The sequence below is a fragment of the Vibrio sp. 1CM8B genome (assembly GCF_023161685.1).
GTDB classification, from domain to species: Bacteria; Pseudomonadota; Gammaproteobacteria; order Enterobacterales; family Vibrionaceae; genus Vibrio; species Vibrio coralliirubri.
In genome coordinates, this window is sequence record NZ_JALNTU010000001.1 from 214935 (window position 1) to 235510 (window position 20576).

Genomic DNA, 20576 nt, shown 5'->3' on the forward strand with positions numbered 1-20576 from the left:
GAGTAACTCCGTAACCTGAGGCTGCATCTCTTAAACACAAAAGTCAGATACAAAAAAACCGCCTTTGATAGGCGGTTTTTATTTACGTTAGCATTTATGGAGCTGTGTTTTTGTAAACATCAGCTTTAACTCACGCGAGTTGATTACTCGTCGTCAGTTTTTGGTGCAACTTTCTTCTTAGGGATAAACACGGTATCGCCCACTGCCACATTCTGGTGGAAGCTCTTATCACGCTTAACTGGTTTCTTCGGCGTTTTCTTCGCTTGAGTGTTGGTTTTCTTCTTCGCCGGACCGCCTTTAGCAAACGCAGGTTTACGAGGTTTAATACCTTTGAACTTACCTTTTAGGCCTTCAAGCAGAGAGAAAGTAAGATCTTGTTGAAGGTAAAGCTCAACACGCTTGAAGCTGTCCCAGTCTTTTGGACCAACCAAAGAGATTGCATCGCCTTTGTTACCTGCACGGCCAGTACGACCAACACGGTGAACGTACTCTTCGGTGTGCTTCGGCATATCAAAGTTGATTACGTGGCTTACGTTTGGAATATCGATACCACGAGAAGCAACATCGGTTGTAACCAAAATCTTGTAAACCGCACGCTCAAACTGACTCATGATCGCATTACGCTGCGTTTGGTTTAAGTTACCGCTCAGTGCAACGGCTTTAAGCTTTTTCTCATTCAGCTTATCCGTTAGGCGGTCCGTATCAGCACGAGTTGCTGTGAAGATCATAACCTGACGGTATTCAGCTTCTTCCAGTACACGATCTAAAATCGCTTCTTTGTGATCTAGGTGATCACATAGGTAGAATTTCTGAGTGATATCAAGGTGCTGCTCGTTAGAGACACCCACCGAGATGCGCTTAGGTGCGTCTAGCATTTCATTGGCAATGCCGTTCACTTCCGCGTGATCCAGCGTTGCAGAGAACATTAGCGTTTGACGACGACGGTGCTTAGCTGCGTTTGCAATACGACGCAGTTCTGGAGCAAAACCAAGATCAAGCATACGGTCTGCTTCATCAAGGATTAGCGTTTCAACACCATCAAGGAACAATGAGCGGTGCTCTAGGTGGTCAGCAAGACGACCTGGCGTCGCTACGATAAAGCGAGGATACTTACGCAGTGCTTTAACTTGGTCGTTAAAGTTCTCACCACCTAAGATAAGCGCCGCTTCATAAGACAGACCACCAAGCATGCTACGCAATTCGCCGTAAACTTGCTTCGCTAGCTCACGAGTAGGAGCCAAAATTACACCACGAGGATCTTTAGCAGAAAACGCTTTTGTTTTTAATGCTTTATGTATCATTGGCAACACAAACGCCAATGTTTTTCCTGATCCCGTTTTTGATGAAGCCAATAGATCCTTACCAGCAATAGCAACAGGGATCGCTTTTGATTGGATCTCTGTCGCCTTCTTGAAGTCGTAATGTTTTAAGTTCTTCAGTAAGCGGTTATCTAAGCCTAAATCTTTAAAGTGCAAAGGACTCTCCAGTCATGATGGTATTGAATAAAATTAATTTAACGTGACATGATACCGCGAAAGTACTTTATAAGGATAGAGATCACAGTAAATTTATCCCTTTATCTATCTTTAGCTAGAACATTGTATGCATTGCTAGCAAAGGGATAGCTCTCCCAAAACACCTTCAAGTCGTCTCTAAATCCTTCATCTCATAAATGAGACACAACGTGATACTTAGCTAATTACCTCAAAAATTTAGCAATTTCTTTAGTTATTGTTTTTGCAGTTAAAAAATTAGTCGCTACAATCATTAATGAAGCGACTATATGATAAAGAATGTATAGCGCATCTTTTGATGATAAATAAGCAAGGAGTTCTTATGAATAAGACGTTAATCGCAGCTGCAGCATCAGTTTTCATTCTAGCCGGTTGTTCTTCAGAGCCAGAAGAAGCTGCAGTGTCAGAAATGGATCAACTAACTAACCAAGTGGCTCAACTTACAAGCGAAGTTGAAGCACTTAAGAGTGACAAAGCAGCAGCAGAAATGAAGGCTCAAGAAGCAGAAGCAGCCGCTATGGCAGCGAAAGAAGAAGCGGATCGTGCTAACGAACGTATCGATAACATCGCTGAGTCTTACACTAAGTAGTTTGAGATCTAATCGCGATTAAGCTGTAGATTAAATAAGTCGCAAAAAGCAGTATATAGACAGCACCACTTCTTTAGGGATGTGGTGCTTTTTTTGGGCGATACCAATTCGAGTAGAAGGTATTGATTCGAGTAGAGAAAAGATAAAACGCCCCTTGTTACAGAAGAAGCAGTCGAATTAAAACTCAATCACAGGTGGTGCTATCTCTACAGGCACGCCGTTTTGAGCAAAGATAACCGCTTTCGCCTTTGAATTTGGCAGTTCTGCGTCTTCAAGCCACCATTTTAGTTCCACAGGGATCTGTAATGATTTCTTTGAGCCGTCACTTCGAGTTAATGGTTCGTGCGCTTCAACAAACACACTTCTATCTGGTTCTAATGACACCTTAATCGGCTCATTGATAATAGTGACCTGTTCACCACGGTTCACTTGCTCAAATAGCCACTCAATGTCTTTAGGTTCCATTCGGATACAACCAGAGCTAACTCGTAAACCTATCCCGAAGTCTTTGTTTGTACCATGGATCAAATAGTCGCCAGCGCCATAAGCAAGCCTCAGAGCGTACTCACCCAATGGATTTTCCGGCCCAGCGGGAACCACTCTCGGTAATTCAATGCCTTTTTCAAGATACTCTTTGCGGATTGAATTTGGTGGCGTCCATGTTGGATTCGGTCTTTTTTGGCTTATCTTGGTGATCATCTCGGGAGTATCGCGCCCCACTCGACCGATGCCGACAGGGAAAACATGAACCTGATTTTTCTCGGGCTCAAAGTAATACAACCTTAACTCAGCAAGATTGATGACGATCCCCTTTCTTGGAGTATCAGGTAGAATCAAGCGGCTTGGAATGCTTAACACATAGCCTTCGGCAGGGAGAAAAGGATCCACCCCTTTGTTGGCTGCCATTAAAGAGAGAAAACCAATATCGTATTGCTTGGCAATGATGGCCAAGGTTTCGCCCGCCGCCACTTCGTGCTGCTGGATTCTGCCCACAATGCGGCTTTCTGTTGGTGGCAATTCAAAGGTTGCAGCAGACACCCACGATGAAGCTATCCCGCTGGCAAGCAAAGTAGTTCTTACAACAAGCGACACCGCCCTGTGAAGTCGTGTTTTCATTGACGGTAAAGGCGTCGAGTTAGCGCAATGCGACATACAAATCCTTGGTTTGTCTTTTATCAAAGTTTAGATTATCTCTGATCAAACGTCTCTACAACGTATTGTTGTCTCGAAACTGATAGGCAACAAGTTTATATGTAAGCCTTTTCCTCTCATTCGCTTGCAATTAACCCATACAAAATCGATTGCCTTTACGCTTTCAACAGATTTGGTTATCAATATTAATAAAACTATAATGACGGACCTATTTTGTGACTAAAGTCTCATGGAGCCACGTTCTAACTCGCTAATATTGCCTCAACAAAACGAATTCAATTCAACAGAATCGGTAATTGATTAAATCCTGTTCCTATAATTACCGTTTAAACTTTGGAGAACGACCATGGCTACACCTCATATTAATGCTCAAGCTGGTGATTTCGCAGAAACAGTACTTATGCCGGGCGACCCGCTTCGCGCAAAATACATTGCAGAAACATTCCTTGATGACGTGAAGCAAGTTTGTGACGTTCGCAACATGTTTGGCTACACAGGCACTTACAAAGGTAAGAAAGTTTCTGTAATGGGCCACGGTATGGGTATCCCATCATGCTGCATCTACGTACACGAGCTAATCGCTGAGTTCGGCGTGAAAAACGTAATTCGCGTAGGTAGCTGTGGCGCAGTACGTGACGACGTTAAACTAATGGACGTTGTTATCGGTATGGGTGCATCTACTGACTCAAAAGTAAACCGCATTCGTTTCAACAACCACGACTTCGCTGCTATCGCTGATTTCGGTCTTCTAGAAGAAGCAGTAAACCAAGCACGTGCACAAGAAGTTCCAGTTAAAGTTGGTAACGTATTCTCTGCAGACCTTTTCTACACTCCAGAAGCTGACCTTTTCGAAAAAATGGAAAAGCTAGGCATCCTAGGTGTTGATATGGAAGCGGCTGGTATCTACGGCGTTGCTGCAGACCTTGGTGCTAAAGCACTAACTATCCTAACAGTATCTGACCACATCATCCGTGGTGAAAAACTAAGTTCTGAAGAGCGTCAAAAATCTTTCAACGACATGATGAAAGTTGCTCTAGAGACAGCAATCAACATCTAACGATTTGATAAAAGATACATTGAAAAGCGTTACCCCGCAGCCAGGCTCGCTTGGCTGCTCAAATAATCCCGAGGGGGAGATCGTGTCTAACGACAAGCTGCCAAAAGATGCGGATGGTTTGCAACTCAACTTTTGTAAAACATTGGCGTGTGACAACTTTGGCTTGAGCGATGCAAAACGGTATGTTTTGCAACACGCGAACCCTAAGCGTCCAGCGATGGTTTGTCGTGAATGTGGAGCTTTCCCCCCCTTACTTAACAATCGTGAAGTGTTAAGCGAACTTCATCGCCTAAGACAACTTCACAGCGATGGGCTTCCTGCTTGTCGTAATGATGACTGCGATAATTTCGGCTTATCGGTTCATACCCACAAACATCTTTATCATGCCTTCGGCTACAGTGGCGACAGGCAGCGTTATAGATGCAAAGACTGCCAATCAACCTTCGTTGATAAATGGTCTGGATCCAATAAAAAACTCCAATTTCAAGAGAACCTCATGGGCTTACTGTTCATGGGCTATTCCGTACGTGAAATCTGCCGAAAATTAGAGATCAACCCAAAGACTTTCTATGATCATGTTGACCATATCGCGAGCCGTTGTCGTCGTAAATTAGCGATGATCGATGCACGATGGGTTAACCATGCGAAAGATTACGAATTCGCATCTCACTACCAGCGTCTTCAACCACAAAGTAACAACGGTGTGGTGTGGATAGCGACGGGCGAGGCGCATTCTGGCTATATACTTTGCCAACACGTTAACTACTCTCAAAATGAAGAACCATCAGGAAACGTCGACCACAACCCTTATGATGATGTGGCACGCTTTGTATCCAAGGAGCACTCTTCAGAAGCAAATCTCGAACTGCCTCAGCCCTCTGACAAACTAAAAGAGCGCATTGAACAGCAGTACCAAGTGATTCTTGCGAGAGGTAACGTTGAGGACCCTATGGGTAACCTCACCACATTTAGCTACCCTTCAAAAGGCGCACTCATTCGACCGCCTTATACCTCTTATGCTCACTTCTTACATGTGTTGGATATGTGTAACGAAGACAAGCATGTCGCCATCTATATGCCACAAGATCCATTACTAAGATCTGCCGCTTTGAGCGTATGTTTGCCGCGCATTCAGAGTCAAAATATTGACCTTATGTATGTCGAGGAAGATTCTGGCTGGCAAGACGATCAAAGTTTTGAAAAGATCGACATCGTTCACATGAGTTGGTGGCGAGATCGTTGGGCTATTGCGAATCAGGGTGATAACCAGAAAGGTATCTGCTACCTAACCGGTAACAATCCAGAACCAAAACAGTGGTTTAACACGGCCTCAATTCAACAAACTAAGTTCTATCAACAGCGCTTTCAGCTGTTATTTGATAGCTTTATTAATGAGCCCAGACGTAAGCTTCGTCCTGGGGGCATTCTTCCATTGCTCGACATATTTAGAGCTTGGCACAATCTGTGCTACCAAGATAAGCAAGGGCTCACGGCAGCACAACGCTTAGGCGTAGCGGAGCTGCCATTAACTCTAAAGCAACTACTTTCATAGCAACAAAGCCTCTAGGTAATTATTCGGGAACTCATTGATTTTAAAGCGACAACATGAGGTAACACCCATAATTAGAAAAGATCAATGTTCCTTTGACGCTCTAAGAAAGATAATTGGTGCTTATCTCTAATTACACTCTTATAATGATTGTGTTATCAATATGTTCGATAATCATGGATGTAAGTCTTGGACAAAAATCAGTACCTTCTTGAAACAGAATTAGAAAAACTTAAAACTCGTGTCGACTCTGAGCCGTCGGTGATCCTAGAGATTGCCCAGCAGTGCCTAGTCCGATCAGAGCAAGTTCTGTTTGAAGAGGGTGCCATCCAGTCATTAATGTTAATGACAAGATGTAGCTGGAACCTGATGGATTACCAAAAAGGTTTAAAATACATCAAGGAAGCCTACAAGCGCCAAAGCCGATTAGATACCGACCTTTTTCTCCCTGAAATCCTCCATTTACACGCGCTCCAGTTCTGGGGACAAGCCAAGTATTACTCCGCCCAACAGTTTTGGATCAATGCCTTAGAACAGTCCGCATTGGTTGATGAAGTCGAAATTCAAATTGAATGCCTCATTGGCCTTGGCAATATTTGGCGAATGACCCACGAATATAAACTTGCACGTTCAACCCACCAGCTTGCCGTGAAAGTGGCTAACAACAGCCGCATTGGTTGGTTAGAGGGCAAAGCCAGAATACTGCTCGCGTGGGATTACTACCTGCTCAACAACTATGTTGAAATGCTGTCGGTATTGGACGGTGCAGAAGAAGCATTAAAAGACCATAAAGATAACACTTGGCATGCAGAGGTGTGGGACTTTAGAGGCCTCGCCCTACTTGGTCTTGAACGCTTAGATGAAGCAGAGCGCGCCACGGCCAAAGCGCACAATCTGGCAGTTGAACACAACCTAGTTTGGATGAAGGCGCACTCATACATCAGCCGAGCGCGATTAGAGCTCCTGAGAAAAAGACCAGAACAAGCGGCGGAATTACTGAGGCTCGCAGAACAATCAGCAAACGAGTTCGATAATGGCGAGTTGCTGAGCCAAATCTGTTACCAACAATCCTTGGTGGCGGAAGAAAACCAAGACTTCCAAGCCGCGCTCGTCGCCTTTAAAAAGTACCGTCAATATTCTATCGGCATGCTCAAAGAGCAAACGACACGTGTTGGGTTAGATAAAGCGCGCAGTTCAAAACGCCAGCTAGAGCAGAGGGCGCGAAAACTGATTAACCGTATTCGTGGTCAGCACGAGTACGATCCTGAGAAGCACCTCTCTTACGTTGTCTCTGAAACCTTTTGGTGGGAAAAGTTGGTACTGTTTAAGACAGAGCTTAAACGCTCGAACCACAGCATCATTATGTTCCATCATGTCGATACTGATTACTTAGATGTCTGTACCGAGATTGCTCATGCTTTATGTAACCAGAATGACTTCATCGCAAGGCTAAGCTCTGAACGTGTGGCTCTTATGCTTTCCGAGAAAGGCGAAGCCGCAGAACAAACCTTCCAAACTCTCAGCACCATGCTCGATATCTATCCATGGCATAGAAAAGGATTAAAGGGTTCGAAACCGACCGTCAACCTCAATGATATTTTGACGTTCCCGTTCACGCTTGAACAACTCGAAGAAGACGATGCTGAGGTAATAGAATAATGGAAACTCTATTAAGCAAGATCACAGACGCCGGTTTAGACCCTTCATCAGTATCAGGTGAAGAAGCGATCATCTTCTGGAACCACATTCGTCAGCACGTTTCGACAACGCAAACAGAGCAAGCACACTGCTATATCATTAGCTCTGAATACCGTGCCGAGTTACAACAAAATCAAACCAGTATCGAAGAGTTGAGACGAGCACTCGATCTGCTCCACCTACCTGCCGATATCGAAGACATTCTGACAGTCAAAACCAGCCTAAGTGACCGCTTAGTTGAAATTGGTGATTACACGTCAGCACTCAATGAATTCGTCAGTTCATCGACAATCGCGGTTGAACACGGCCATATCGATGAGTATGTATTAGCCATTTTAGGCATGGGCAACCTGTGTGATTCCTATGGCGATCACAACAGAGCTCTTCGCTACTATCAAAAAATCAGCAGCATAGACCACGCGATAAGCAGTCGCTCACTTCGCCTCAAATTCAAGCTGCATATGGTAGCAAGCTTGCTTCTACTCAATCGCATTACTGCAGCCAGCGATTTACTGAATGAGTGCGAAGAACTGAGTATTTTGGTGAGTGACAAGTTGCTCACAGCTCAAATATTGCTTTACCAAGCGAAGGTGCTGCGCGCTAAGAAAAAATACCACGAAGCGCTACGCTGTCTGTCTAAAGTTCAATACCCAGCCAACAGCACTCAAGCAAGCTGGCTTGCGACCATGACTCGACTAGAGTTAGCACATTGCCTAAGTGCAATAGGAAAGCAAGACTATGCAAGCATGATCTTATCGAGCACAGACAAGCGTGTGAAAGCATACTCATCGCCAGTGCTTGCAAAGCGATTCTACGATTCGCTGAGTGATGTATGTATGAATCAAGGGCGTTTTCAAGAAGCGCTAAGCTATGAGAAAAAAGGCTACCGAATTGAAACCGATCTGATGAAGCAGATCCCGATCAGTGAACTCGGTGCAAGCCAACTACGCCGCCTGTCCCGTTTTGAATTACAACTCAAACTCATTCTCTCTGAACAAGAGAACAAAGAGCTGAAAGAGACAACTGAACAACACAAGAATGCGGTGGCTCAGCTTCAACAAGACGTATTCACCGATCCGTTGACAGGGTTACACAACCGTCGCTGGTTAGATGTGAAATTGAAAGACATGCTGCTGCACGATACCTCTTTCGCACTGATGGTTATCGATATTGACCACTTCAAGTCTATCAATGATGAACTGAGTCACTTAGTGGGTGATAAAGCGATTGTTAGTGTGTCTCAAGAGCTGCGTTCATACTTTAAGTTTAGAGGCGCGTCGTGTGTCAGGTTTGGCGGAGAAGAGTTCCTCGTCATTCTAGAGAACACTGATCTTCCTAAAGCGGAAATGCACTCTGAAAATTATCGAGAGCGCATCTTCCAATTTGGATGGCATGAAATACTTGGGGAGCGCGGTTTGACCGTGAGTATCGGTATCACTTTGCATCGTGACGGAGAGAATACTCAACGTACCTTCTACCGTGCCGATAAAGCGCTATACCGAGCGAAAGCCAACGGCCGTAACCAAGTGTGTACAGAATAGTGGCATGTCACTCTGTAGCTCTGTAGCTCTGTAGCTCTGTAGCTCTGTAGCTCTGTAGCTAAAGCCAACATCTTATTGATAAAAGAACAAAGAAATTCCCACAAGGGCGGCAAGCGTGCCGATGATACTTTGCTGTGACACCTTCTCACCTTTCAGCGCATAAATCACCAAAATAAAGACCGGGCTGGTCGCTATCAACGTTTGTGCAATCGCAGGGTTAGCATTTTTCAGCGCCACTTGTTGAAGCCATAGAGCGAGAAACGTCCCGACAAAGATTGCCCCTAATAACCAAAGTTTATCGAGCTTGGTCATTTCCCATAAATCTCTTTTTATCGATGAATACGGCTTCTTTTCAACAAAAGGGATAATCAGCATCACGGCAAATACGCCAATCGTCAGGCGAATCAGTGCACCTAACAATGGTGGAATGTCGCCCGCCACTAACGCGTAATGAGAAATAACCACACCAGATGCCTGACAGACACTCGCCACAAGTCCATAACCAATGCCACCCCACTGCGCTTGGTCATTCGATTCACCGCTCGCCGATTTTGATGGCTGAAAGACAACGAAGGTCACCGCCAATGTTGTAATCACAACACCGAGCCAACTTTGCACTGTCAATACAGCGCCAAGGAACATTAAAGCCAGCACACCAGAAAGAGGTGGGGCTAAAGATTCCAGTAACAGCGTCTTATTGGCGCCGATTCTTTTCAACGCTGCAAAATAGGCGCTATCTCCAATCGCAATGCCAATCACACCTGAAATTGCCAGTATCAGAAAATGGTTGGTACTCAGTTCAAACTCCGGCATCGGGATAAGAGGCATCACCAGCAACATCATCCCTGACGCCACTACACCCTTAACAATGTTCAATTGCATCGCAGAAAAGCGATGTCCAAATTGCCCATAGATCCATGTCGCACATGCCCACACAATTGCAGCGCCAATGGCCGCCAATTCACCTATATACATCCGTATTTGTCCCTTGTGGTTATGCTCGTCATTTAGAATCTTAACTGTCATCATTTCAGCTTAAATACCAACCAGAAAGCCGAAATAGCCTCTTCAAACGCGATGAGAATTTATAAGATTCATCAATGCTTTTATTCGCATTAGAAGCGACAACACATTATTTTCAACTCGGTAAATCATTTTTATAACAATTACTTGGATGATAGCGTAGTATATTTATAACTAATATCTAACATTACAAGGATCTGTTATGTTTTTAGACTACTTTGCACTCGGTCTACTGATTTTCGTAGCATTGGTTATCTTTTACGGCATCATCGTTATTCACGATATTCCCTATGAAATTGCGAAAGAACGTAACCACCCTCATCAAGATGCGATTCATGTCTCAGGCTGGGTTAGCCTATTCACCTTACACGCTATCTGGCCCTTCCTTTGGATCTGGGCAACGCTGTGGCGTAAAGATCGTGGTTGGGGCTTCGCTAAATTAGAAGAAGAGCAACACGATATTCATCATCGCGTCGATATTCTCATCGATCAAGTGAGTACCCTTCAGGAAGAAATCGCACAGCTCAAGCAAGCTGGTGCTGAGCAAAACAGTCCAGAGAAAGAGACAAACAACGTTCAAGATCAGGAGGCTAAGTAATGGATTTACTGCTGATAATGACCTATGCGGCACTTTGTATCACCATCTTCAAAGTATTTAATATCCCGCTCAATAAATGGACAGTACCTACCGCCGTTCTTGGTGGTGTCGTCATCATAGGTACTTTGATCCTACTGATGAACTACAACCACCCTTTCACGCAAATTGGTAATCAAGTTTACTCAACAACACCAGTCGTTTCAGGCGTTAGGGGTAAAGTTATCGAAGTGCCAGTAGAGGCAAACAAACCTCTAAAGGAAGGGGATATTCTTTTCAAAATCGACCCAGTTCCATTCGAAGCTGAAGTTGCAAGATTAGAAGCTAAAGTAAAGGAAGCAAGCCAAGGTGCGCTTGGAATGGAATCTGAAGTGGCTGAAGCTGAGGCTGCAAAAATCAAAGCCATCGCAGAGAGGGATAAAGCCCAACGTGAATTCTCTCGTTACAAGCGCGGTTATGACAGCGGAGCCTTTACCGAGCAACAATTAGATACTCGCAGACAAGCTTACAAGGCGTCAGAAGCCGCCGTGAAAGTGGCAGATGCTAATCTAGAACAAGCACAAATTGCCCTAGAGTCTGAAATTGGTGGCGAGAATACAGCCGTTTTAAGCTTATTGGCCGAATTGCGTAAAGCTCAGTTTGATTTAGAACAAACCGTGGTTCGAGCTCCCACTGACGGATACGTTACGCAACTAGCATTGCGCCCAGGCGTTATGGCAGTGCCGCTTCCCTTAGCTCCTGTGATGACGTTTGTTCACACAGAGGAGCAGTTCTATACCGCAGCGTTCAGACAAAACTCCTTACAACGCCTACAACCGGGTTACGAAGCTGAGTTCCTGTTTAGAGCATTGCCAGGGAAAATATTTAAAGGACGTATTGATGAAGTGATTCCAGCTATTGGTGAGAGCCAATTCCAAGCTAGAGGCGCGCTTCTAGGTACTGATGCGTTGCGTACCAGTGGTCGTGTGTTTGTTAAATTGAGCATCACTGATGATCTGTCTGACTACCATTTACCTATGGGTACCGCGGTTGAAGTTGCCGTTTATTCTGACAGCTTCACTCACGTGTCTATCATGCGTAAGGTCCTTATTCGCATGAAGAGTTGGCAAAACTATCTATACCTAGACCACTAAACGGGCGTAGATATGTGACAAACCCGCTTAACACATTGTTAAGACGAATGAAAAAGCCAGACCCGCTCTGGCTTTTTTGTTGCTTGATTAACCGTAAAATTGCGCTTTTTACACGATATTTAGGTGTTCAGATGGAATTTTAGACATCTAGACACTTACCTTCCCTTATGGAAGGGTTCTACTGTATAATGCGCGCCTTATTTTTTATATTTGCCCAAAAAACGTTCTCATTGAGACGCATATTAATAATGGCGAATATTCGTTCTTTATTAAGCTTTATCTTTCAGTATTCGAGGTTATCTATGAACTTTTCAGCTAAAACAGTGGTCGTTATTGCCATTGGCGCGGCACTGTACGGCATTGGTGGTTTACCTATGTTTGGTGTCCCAGTGTTTGCGAACACGACATTGAAACCAGCGATGGCAGTCCTAGCACTGTTTTCTGTTTTGTTCGGCCCAATTGTTGGCTTCTTAGTTGGCTTTATCGGTCACTGGGTAACGGATCTGTTCGCAGGCTGGGGCGTGTGGTTAACTTGGGTTTTAGGCTCAGGTATCGTAGGTATGGTTATCGGCTTATTCCCTATGATGACTAAGAACCGTCTTCAACAAGGCGAGCTGCCAATGAAAGATTTTGTGTTGTTCGTGATACTGGCCCTTGCAGGTAACGTTGTTGGCTATGGCTGCTCTGCGTTCCTCGACACCATCCTATACGCAGAACCGTTTACTAAAGTCTTCACTCAACTGTCTATCATCGCAGCGGGTAACACCGTTCTGATCGCTGTTGTGGGCTTCCTGATCTTAAAATCAGTCGCTAAACGCAACAAACAAAGCCGCAACCTGACTGAGGCATAAGCGATAATGACTATAGCATTTTCGAACTTCTCTTTTAGATATGAGTCGCTGGATAAACCGACGCTAAAAAATATCAATCTAAGGATAGAGAAAGGAGAGAAAATCGTCATTATTGGGCCAAGTGGTAGTGGTAAATCTACCCTAGGTCAGTGTCTCAATGGTCTGATACCTCATGCAATCAAAGGTGAGGTGACGGGCTCTTTAGAGATAAACGGCAAGAATATCTCTGAGTTTTCGATGCACGATTATACCGAGCAAGTCGGCACGGTATTACAAGATACTGACAGCCAGTTTGTGGGTTTGAGTATCGGTGAAGATATCGCTTTCGCACTCGAAAACCAGTTGATGTCGAACATTGACATGTACCCGTTAGTTAAGTCGACGGCAAAAATGGTCGACCTAGCGGACATGCTTGAACGTTCACCTCATGACCTTTCTGGTGGTCAAAAACAGCGAGTATCGTTAGCGGGTATCTTAGTTGATGACGTTGATATCTTGCTGTTTGATGAGCCTCTAGCAAGCCTTGACCCGAAAACGGGTAAGGCAACGATTGAGATCATTGATCAGCTGCATAAAGAAACCAACAAGACCATCGTGATTATCGAGCACCGCCTCGAGGATGTCCTACATCGCGATATCGACCGCGTGATCTTAATGGAGCGTGGTGAAATCGTTGCTGACACGACACCCGATGAAATCTTGGCTTCTGAATTACTTGATACACACGGCATTCGTGAACCGCTTTACTTATCAGCGCTTAAGGCGGCGAAAGCACCACTAACCAGCGAAGACAAGCTGTCAAACCTCAAAGCTTTAGACTACAAAAGGTTCCGCCCTGCTGTTCAAGCATGGTTTGCTGAGCGCCCAGCCCCGTTAGCAGAGAAGCAGTACCCACCTTTACTCGAAGTTCATGGTCTAACTTATTCTTACGACGGCGAGAAGAACGCACTCGAAGATGTGAGTTTCAAGATTGGCAAAGGTGAGTTCGTTTCGATTCTGGGCAAAAACGGTTCGGGTAAATCAACCATCACTAAACTCATCATGGGTGTGATCGATGCCGATTCAGGCTCTTCCTATCTAAATGGTGAAAACCTATCTGAGCTTTCTATCTTTGAAAGAAGCCAGAAAGTCGGTGTCGTGATGCAGAACCCAAATCATATGATCTCGCATCATATGATTTTTGACGAGATTGCTTTTGGTCTTCGTAACCGCAACATTGCAGAAGAACTGATCACAGAAAAAGTAGAGCATGTTCTCGAGCTGTGTGGACTGAGTAAGTTCCGCCACTGGCCGATCGAAGCCCTGAGCTACGGCCAGAAAAAACGTGTAACGATCGCATCTATCTTGGTGCTGGAGCCTGAGCTTCTTATCTTGGATGAACCGACTGCAGGTCAAGACTACCGTAACTACACATCCATGCTGGCATTCATCCAAAAGCTTAACCGTGATTTGGGTATTACCGTTGTGATTATCTCACACGACATGCACCTCGTTCTCGAGTACACCACACGTTCGATCGTAATCGCAGACAGCAAGTTGATTGCGAATGCAGCGATGACGGAAGTATTTAGTCAACCATCACTTCTAGAACGTGCAAATCTTTGTACCACCAGCATTTATGAACTCGCGACTATGATGAAAATCGACGACACCAATGCGTTTATGCAGTACTTCATCGACTACGAGAGAAGCGCTCAATGAACGCATCAAAAGTAAAATTCGGCATCAATTACATTGATACAAAATCACCGCTTCATGCACTCAACGGCATCACCAAATTTGCGCTCTTCTTAGCTTGGGTAACCGTGGTCTTAACTACGTTCGACCTAAGATTGATTGCACTGCTTATTGTGACTGGTTTATACCTGCTAAAGCTGACCAATGTGCCTGTACGCGTGTATAAGCCTTTGTTATTAGGAACGGCGAGTGTATTAAGCCTAAATGCTCTGTTCATGTATCTACTGGCTCCACAGCAAGGTACTGAGCTCATCGGCAGCGAGACCTTATTGCTGACATTACCGGGTAACTACTCGTTGAGCCAAGAGACTCTGTTTTACTTAGTCACTGTGACGCTCAAGTACATGAGCATGTTCCCGATAGCGTTGATTTTTGTCTTCACTACGCATCCAACTGAGTTTGCAGCTAGCCTCAACCGTATCGGTGTTCCCTACAAGATCGCCTATGCAGTCAGCTTAACACTGCGTTACTTGCCAGAAGTTAAAAAAGACTTCATCAATATCATGCATGCTCAACAGGCTCGTGGTGTAGAGCTTTCAAAGAAAGCGCCCCTAATTACTCGAATCAAAAATGTAGCTAAGGTTCTAGGCCCGCTCATTTTCTCTAGTTTGGACCGCGCAGACGAGATCTCTAACGCAATGACATTACGAGGTTTTGGTCGACACAAAGCACGCACTTGGTATAGCTATGCACCTTTGAAACGTATCGATTTTGTTTGTTTAAGTGTCATCGCTTTTATCGTGGTGTTAGCCATTGCGAAACGCATTCTAGAGCCGCAGTTATTTTGGTATCCGTTCTAGTCATCTGAATTATCAAAGATAAACAAAGACTTTAAATAACACACCGCTCAATAGGGCGGTGTTTTTGTTTATGCCAAAATCTGATTGATAATTGAACCAATGACACAATACTGACTATATTTAACGATAAATTGACCAGTTATTTACCCTTGGAGTTTGAGATTTAATTCAGAAACTCTTAATATACTGTGTTTACAGAATGTTACACTCAATAGAGATTTGTAATGGCTCGAATAACTCAAGTACAGAAATTAGAAAATCAAAAAAACTACGATAACATCGTACTAAACCTTTTTCTGGCTGAAGGACATGAAGCACTAACTTATGCAAGGATTGCTCAAGAAATTGGCATTAGTTTAACGACGCTTCAGGGCTATTATCCGTCGACCCGCGCTATTCGTTCAGTACTTCACGAACACATGCTATCGATCGTTATAGACAGTCTAGACTTTTCATCGGAAGCGCTTTTTATCCAGTCTTGGCAAAACGCTCTCGATGATGAGCAGTTTCGATACGTGATTAAATTGATGTTTTTCCATGCTTCGCAAATAAAGAACCCTGAGCAATTTAACCTCAGCTCAAGCGGCGAATTTCGTGAAAAGATGTTGGATAGTTTTGGCAACGACTCAGTTCGAATCCTTGAAATGGTAGTCGGACGCTCAATGTTCTATCTCACCAACTTCAAGTAACACTCACCAGCTTACTGAAATAGAAAAAGGGAACCCTAGGGTTCCCTTTTTTAGACTTTAAAAAAGTGAGCAGCGATGGCTTGCTCAACTTCTAGACCTAATTTAGCTTGTAAAAAACGGTCGATAATGGCGGTAAGCGTAGCTCAATCGAAGTGTCTAACCCTTCGCTTTCTACTGATTCAATCTCAGCTGTCTGCTTCACTTCAAAACCGCTGCCTGCATAGTCCACAGAGTCTGTATTCAACAGCAGTGAGTACTCACCTTTTGCAGGAACACCTAAGCGGAAATGCTCGTGAGGCACTGGCGTAAAGTTAGAGACAATTAATACACGCTCACCAGATTCACTGATACGCTCATGCGCAAGAATGCTCGCTTCTGCAGAATCCTGTAGACGCCATTCAAACCCTTTCGGATCAAAATCAAGATCGTGCATTGCAGCTTCAGAGCGATACAGATTATTCAGGTCTTTCGTTAAACGCTGAACACCTTGATGACGTTCGTAATCCAGCAAGAACCATTGCAGTTGGTCGTCATGATTCCATTCGGCCGTCTGACCAAATTCTGCACCCATGAAATTCAGCTTCTTACCCGGCTGCGCATACATGTAACCCATATAAGCACGCAGGTTTGCCGTTTGCTGCCATTCATCACCCGGCATCTTGTTGTGGATAGAGCCCTTACCGTAAACCACCTCATCATGAGACAGAGACAATACGTAGTTCTCACTGTGTGCGTACACCAGTGGGAAGGTAATCGTATCGTGGTGATACTTACGGTTGATTGGATCTTCTTGGATGTAAGACAAGCTATCGTGCATCCAACCCATGTTCCACTTAAAGCCAAAGCCCAAGCCGCCCATGAAGGTAGGTGCAGAAACACCTGGGAACGCTGTCGATTCTTCGGCAATCGTCATCGCATTAGGGAAGTGCTTGTACACTTCTTCATTCATCCACTTAAGAGTTGCGATGGCGTCATAGTTTTCGTTGCCGCCGTCTGCATTCGGTATCCATTGATCATGACTGCGCGAGTAATCGAGGTACAGCATCGAAGCGACTGCATCAACACGAATGCCATCAATGTGGAATTGCTCGAACCAGTACAATGCATTAGAAACTAAGAAACGACGAACATGCTCTTTGCCTAAATCGTAAATGTACGAGTTCCAATCTTGATGCCAACCGCGACGCGGATCTGGATCATGGAACAATGGCGTACCATCGAAGTTTGCTAGGCCGTGATCATCACTTGGGAAGTGAGCAGGAACCCAGTCCAGAACAACACCTAGACCCGCTTGGTGACATTGATCGACGAAATATTTGAAGTCATCTGGAGAACCAAAACGGCTAGTCGGTGCAAATAGACCTACTGGCTGATAGCCCCAAGAACCGTAGAATGGGTGCTCTGAAACTGGCATTAGCTCAACGTGCGTGTAGCCAAGATCCGTTAAGTATGGGATCAGCTCTGCTGCCAGCTCGCGATAATTTAAGAACTCACCTTCGGCGTTACGCTTCCAAGAACCTGCGTGAAGTTCGTAGAACGAAAGCGCTTCTTTACGCTTTTGTGTTACAGGCCGATTCTGCCATTGAGTATCTTGCCACTCGTAACGAGCATGATCGTAAGTCACGGATGAGAACGATGGGTATTGCTCAGAGTAGAAACCCCATGGGTCAGCTTTGTGTGGTAAGCCTTCGCCATTTGGTCCTTTTAATTCAAACTTGTATTGAGCGCCTTCTTCCAGTTCAGGAATGAATAGGCCCCACATACCGTAATCTAGGCGTTGCATTGGGTGGCGGCGACCATCCCAAGCGTTGAAGTTACCCACCAAGCTTGCCGCAGTTGCATGCGGTGCGTACACCAAGAAACGCGTACCTGAAATCGTCTGTCCATCACGCTCTAGCGTAATAAACTGAGCCCCCATGTGATGATACATATCTTTCGGTGTATGAAGATCTTCATAACTCGCATATAGATCGTGGTACTGGTACGGATCATCGATGATCTGTTCTACGCCAGCCCAATCAACCGCAAGCTTATAGTGAGTGAAACGTAAGTCTCTCTCTTGCTTAAGAATGAAACCACTTTCACCCTCTCGCGCTAACTCAATACGAGGTTCCTTTCCAACAATCAACTCGACTTTATCTGCCCCAGGAATCCACACACGTAATGCACCTTGCTCAGAAGGTAGGTATGGCCCTAAAAACGCGAATGGGTCTGTGAAACAAGCCTGTGATAGTTGGGTATATATTTGTTTTTGCTTTGAAATCGAACTTAGTTCCAAAACGTTTCTCCCTAACCAAACATCCAAAAAACATAATACAAAAATGCCCGCTATTAGTGCGGGCAATATAACAACGGTTTATTCTACCAGATGAGCATTCATTATTGAGTGACCGAGGTTGTAGTTTCGTATGGCGTAAGCAAAAAACCACCTAATTTCAAGTAACTCAACGTCATTACTTACCTGCTTTTTCTCGAACGTCAGTCAGCTTAGAAGCGATACGATTAACGCCTTCGTGAGCAAATATTTCGTCCAAGTTCATTGATAGTTTACGACGCCAGTTAGGGTACTCATCGACCGTGCCAGGAATGTTTACCGGCTTGTCCATCTCTAGCCAATCTTCTAGCTGAACGCTCAGTAGTGTTGAACCACCAGCCGCTACATGCAGTTGAAGTGCCTCAGCAAGGTAAGAGTCCATCGGAACTTGGCTCGCATCACGGCCCACACCTTCTGGTAGGAAACCATGCCACGCTACTGAATCTAAGATACCTTGCTTGCACTCTAGACGGTCATCGAACAAAGTTTCTAGTTGTTCTGCATCTGGGTATAAGCCAATCTCTTGGCCCATTTTCAGGTCATCACAGTGCCAGAAGCCACGAAGCGTTGGCATATCGTGGGTACACAGTGCCGCCATCGATTGTGATGCATAGTGTTTTGGTGAGATGAAACCACCGTCATCTTCTGATGTTTCGAAGAAGAACACTTTGTAAGAATGCACGCCAGCATCCGCTAGGATGTCGACAATCTCATCCGGTACCGTTCCTAAATCTTCACCGATAACGCTACATTGGTAACGGTGAGATTCAAGCGCCAGAATCGACAGCATATCTTGTACTGGGTAGTAGATGTACGCGCCCTTAGTTGCGTTCTCACCCTTTGGAATCCACCACAAGCGCAGTAGACCTAAAACGTGGTCGATACGCAGTGCACCACAGTGCTTCATATTCGCACGAAGTAGCTTAATGTAAGCGTCGTAGCTTGTTTCTTGAAGCACTTCTGGGTTTAAGGGAGGTAGACCCCAGTTCTGACCCAAAGGACCAAGAATATCAGGTGGAGCACCAATGCTCGCATCCATCACTAGGTTGCCTTCGTCAGCCCAAGTTTCGCTGCCTGAATCTGCAACACCTACCGCTAAGTCACGGTACAGGCCAACTGCCATACCTTTCTCTTCTGCAAGAGACTGTGCATCGTTGATCTGGCAATCTGCTAGCCATTGTAGGTACATGTACAGATGAACGTTTTCTAGGTTCTCTTTGATGTACTTCTGTGTCGCTGGGCTGTCGAATGTACGGTACTTCTCAGGGAATACCGGCCAACCCCACATGCCAGAATCTTCAGCGTGCAGTTCACCATGTAGAGCATCAAACGCGGCTTGATGCATCAGGCTATCGCCACCCTCTTCTACGAAGGCTAAGAACGCTTGAGCACGGTCGCTGTTCTTGTCTAAATGACGAGTCTTAAATTCTGCAAATAACAGAGGCAAGATGCTCATCTTAAGCTCAGACACTTCGGTGTAGTTTACCCAGTGTGCTTCACGCGCTTTTTGTAGACGCTGTTGGAACTCTGCGCTGCCGACTGTTTGTTGTGCTTCTGCACTTAGTGCAAATTCAGGAACTGAACTCACATCAATGTATAGGATGTTCAACCAGCGACGAGAAGACGGGCTGTATGGGCTCGCACCTTCAGGGTTCGCAGGGAACAATGAGTGAATCGGGTTTAGACCAACAAAATCACCACCGCGAGATGCGATATCAGCAACCAATTGTTTTAGGTCTCCGAAGTCACCAATACCCCAGTTGTGTTGAGTTCTTAATGTATAAAGCTGAACACTTGGTCCCCAAAGCTTTTTGCCTTGCTCGATTGGTGACTGCTTGAAACATGCTTTTGGCGTAATGATCAATGTCATCTCGTAAGGCTTCTTACGGCGCTTACGGCTCACAATGAGCTTGTGATAACCCCATGCCAAATCACTTGGCAATGCAAACACTAAAGGGCCACCCTCGGCACGCTCATCACGAACGACTTGAGATTGAAGATAGCCTTCAAGTACCTCTCCTTGCTCGGTTTCTAAGCGCCAGCTGAACTCACTTTCACGAGCACTTACACCTAGATTAAGCGCCACTTCTACTGGCTCACCGTCACGCAAGACAAGAACTGGGTCTAGTACATCTTTTTTGTGTTTTCTTTCTGCTGACTTAAGCAGTGCATCATCGCTGCTTGTATCGTAGCCCAACGAAGCCAATAGAGACGTGATCGTCTCGTCTGATACTTGTGCTTCATCGCCCCACGCACTAACGTAACTGTCGGCAATGTTTGCCATTTCTGCGACTTGTTTTAATACGGTCTGTTCTTTCATCGCTCTCTCCGAAA

At 45.0% G+C, this 20576-nt stretch carries 16 protein-coding genes; 11 read left to right on the plus strand and 5 right to left on the minus strand.

The genetic code is table 11. The annotated features are described in order from the left end of the window. Positions 1-143: 143 nt before the first annotated feature. A complete protein-coding gene (locus tag MSG36_RS00880) occupies positions 144-1475 on the minus strand; it encodes a DEAD/DEAH box helicase (RefSeq protein ID WP_048614610.1) in 1332 nt (443 codons plus the stop codon). A 361-nt stretch (positions 1476-1836) separates the two neighbouring features. Between MSG36_RS00880 and MSG36_RS00885 the strand changes: the two genes are divergently transcribed. Next, on the plus strand, positions 1837-2103 hold the full coding sequence (locus MSG36_RS00885; RefSeq protein ID WP_017061882.1) for an Lpp/OprI family alanine-zipper lipoprotein: 267 nt from the start codon (positions 1837-1839) through the stop codon (positions 2101-2103). 177 nt (positions 2104-2280) lie between these two features. On the opposite strand, the gene MSG36_RS00890 is transcribed toward MSG36_RS00885, so the two are convergent. After that, on the minus strand, positions 2281-3255 hold the full coding sequence (locus MSG36_RS00890) for a L,D-transpeptidase family protein (protein ID WP_048609811.1): 975 nt from the start codon (positions 3253-3255) through the stop codon (positions 2281-2283). A gap of 346 nt (positions 3256-3601) precedes the next feature. Between MSG36_RS00890 and deoD the strand changes: the two genes are divergently transcribed. The 4 genes from deoD (at position 3602) to MSG36_RS00910 (ending at position 9100) form a co-directional block, all read left to right on the plus strand. Then, complete coding sequence (gene deoD / locus MSG36_RS00895; protein ID WP_017061880.1) at positions 3602-4312, plus strand: purine-nucleoside phosphorylase; 711 nt, start codon at positions 3602-3604, stop codon at positions 4310-4312. An 82-nt stretch (positions 4313-4394) separates the two neighbouring features. Beyond that, positions 4395-5864, plus strand: coding sequence for a lactate dehydrogenase (locus MSG36_RS00900; protein WP_048610586.1), 1470 nt, complete (start codon positions 4395-4397; stop codon positions 5862-5864). 186 nt (positions 5865-6050) lie between these two features. Next, positions 6051-7520, plus strand: a complete 1470-nt coding sequence (locus MSG36_RS00905; protein ID WP_248365826.1) for a hypothetical protein — start codon at positions 6051-6053, stop codon at positions 7518-7520. After that, the gene (locus MSG36_RS00910) at positions 7520-9100 is read left to right on the plus strand and encodes a GGDEF domain-containing protein (protein WP_050650985.1); all 1581 of its coding nucleotides are present in this window, start codon (positions 7520-7522) and stop codon (positions 9098-9100) included. Before MSG36_RS00905 ends, MSG36_RS00910 begins: the two co-directional genes overlap by 1 nt. Positions 9101-9172: 72 nt before the next feature. On the opposite strand, the gene MSG36_RS00915 is transcribed toward MSG36_RS00910, so the two are convergent. Beyond that, on the minus strand, positions 9173-10075 hold the full coding sequence (locus MSG36_RS00915) for a DMT family transporter (protein ID WP_248365827.1): 903 nt from the start codon (positions 10073-10075) through the stop codon (positions 9173-9175). A 250-nt stretch (positions 10076-10325) separates the two neighbouring features. Here MSG36_RS00915 and MSG36_RS00920 point away from each other — a divergent pair, with 250 nt between their 5' ends. The 6 genes from MSG36_RS00920 (at position 10326) to MSG36_RS00945 (ending at position 15928) form a co-directional block, all read left to right on the plus strand. After that, a complete protein-coding gene (locus MSG36_RS00920) occupies positions 10326-10721 on the plus strand; it encodes a DUF3302 domain-containing protein (protein WP_048610582.1) in 396 nt (131 codons plus the stop codon). Then, positions 10721-11851 carry an HlyD family secretion protein gene (locus tag MSG36_RS00925; protein ID WP_048609817.1) on the plus strand — a complete coding sequence of 377 codons (1131 nt, stop codon included), beginning with the start codon at positions 10721-10723 and terminating at the stop codon, positions 11849-11851. The genes MSG36_RS00920 and MSG36_RS00925 overlap by 1 nt, the downstream gene beginning before the upstream one ends. Positions 11852-12153: 302 nt before the next feature. Then, positions 12154-12702 (plus strand): ECF-type riboflavin transporter substrate-binding protein, encoded by a 549-nt coding sequence (locus MSG36_RS00930; RefSeq protein ID WP_004732085.1) that lies wholly within the window; start codon positions 12154-12156, stop codon positions 12700-12702. Between the two features lie 6 nt (positions 12703-12708). After that, on the plus strand, positions 12709-14403 hold the full coding sequence (locus MSG36_RS00935) for an ABC transporter ATP-binding protein (RefSeq protein WP_048609819.1): 1695 nt from the start codon (positions 12709-12711) through the stop codon (positions 14401-14403). Continuing rightward, positions 14400-15239 carry an energy-coupling factor transporter transmembrane component T gene (locus tag MSG36_RS00940; protein ID WP_048609820.1) on the plus strand — a complete coding sequence of 280 codons (840 nt, stop codon included), beginning with the start codon at positions 14400-14402 and terminating at the stop codon, positions 15237-15239. The genes MSG36_RS00935 and MSG36_RS00940 overlap by 4 nt, the downstream gene beginning before the upstream one ends. Positions 15240-15463: 224 nt before the next feature. Continuing rightward, positions 15464-15928 (plus strand): TetR/AcrR family transcriptional regulator, encoded by a 465-nt coding sequence (locus MSG36_RS00945; protein ID WP_048609821.1) that lies wholly within the window; start codon positions 15464-15466, stop codon positions 15926-15928. Between the two features lie 97 nt (positions 15929-16025). Here MSG36_RS00945 and glgB read toward each other — a convergent pair whose 3' ends face one another. Beyond that, positions 16026-18206 carry a 1,4-alpha-glucan branching protein GlgB gene (gene glgB, locus MSG36_RS00950; RefSeq protein ID WP_248365828.1) on the minus strand — a complete coding sequence of 727 codons (2181 nt, stop codon included), beginning with the start codon at positions 18204-18206 and terminating at the stop codon, positions 16026-16028. Between the two features lie 175 nt (positions 18207-18381). After that, a complete protein-coding gene (gene malQ / locus MSG36_RS00955; RefSeq protein ID WP_019821657.1) occupies positions 18382-20562 on the minus strand; it encodes a 4-alpha-glucanotransferase in 2181 nt (726 codons plus the stop codon). Positions 20563-20576 lie beyond the last annotated feature (14 nt).

What these genes read in the sequence shown, in the direction of transcription:
- MSG36_RS00885 (WP_017061882.1), top strand. Translation starts at nt 1,837, where the DNA reads ATGAATAAGACGTTAATCGCAGCTGCAGCATCAGTTTTCATTCTAGCC.
- MSG36_RS00890 (WP_048609811.1), bottom strand. Translation starts at nt 3,255, where the DNA reads ATGTCGCATTGCGCTAACTCGACGCCTTTACCGTCAATGAAAACACGA.
- deoD (WP_017061880.1), top strand. Translation starts at nt 3,602, where the DNA reads ATGGCTACACCTCATATTAATGCTCAAGCTGGTGATTTCGCAGAAACA.
- MSG36_RS00910 (WP_050650985.1), top strand. Translation starts at nt 7,520, where the DNA reads ATGGAAACTCTATTAAGCAAGATCACAGACGCCGGTTTAGACCCTTCA.
- MSG36_RS00915 (WP_248365827.1), bottom strand. Translation starts at nt 10,075, where the DNA reads ATGTATATAGGTGAATTGGCGGCCATTGGCGCTGCAATTGTGTGGGCA.
- MSG36_RS00920 (WP_048610582.1), top strand. Translation starts at nt 10,326, where the DNA reads ATGTTTTTAGACTACTTTGCACTCGGTCTACTGATTTTCGTAGCATTG.
- MSG36_RS00925 (WP_048609817.1), top strand. Translation starts at nt 10,721, where the DNA reads ATGGATTTACTGCTGATAATGACCTATGCGGCACTTTGTATCACCATC.
- MSG36_RS00930 (WP_004732085.1), top strand. Translation starts at nt 12,154, where the DNA reads ATGAACTTTTCAGCTAAAACAGTGGTCGTTATTGCCATTGGCGCGGCA.
- MSG36_RS00935 (WP_048609819.1), top strand. Translation starts at nt 12,709, where the DNA reads ATGACTATAGCATTTTCGAACTTCTCTTTTAGATATGAGTCGCTGGAT.
- MSG36_RS00940 (WP_048609820.1), top strand. Translation starts at nt 14,400, where the DNA reads ATGAACGCATCAAAAGTAAAATTCGGCATCAATTACATTGATACAAAA.
- MSG36_RS00945 (WP_048609821.1), top strand. Translation starts at nt 15,464, where the DNA reads ATGGCTCGAATAACTCAAGTACAGAAATTAGAAAATCAAAAAAACTAC.
- malQ (WP_019821657.1), bottom strand. Translation starts at nt 20,562, where the DNA reads ATGAAAGAACAGACCGTATTAAAACAAGTCGCAGAAATGGCAAACATT.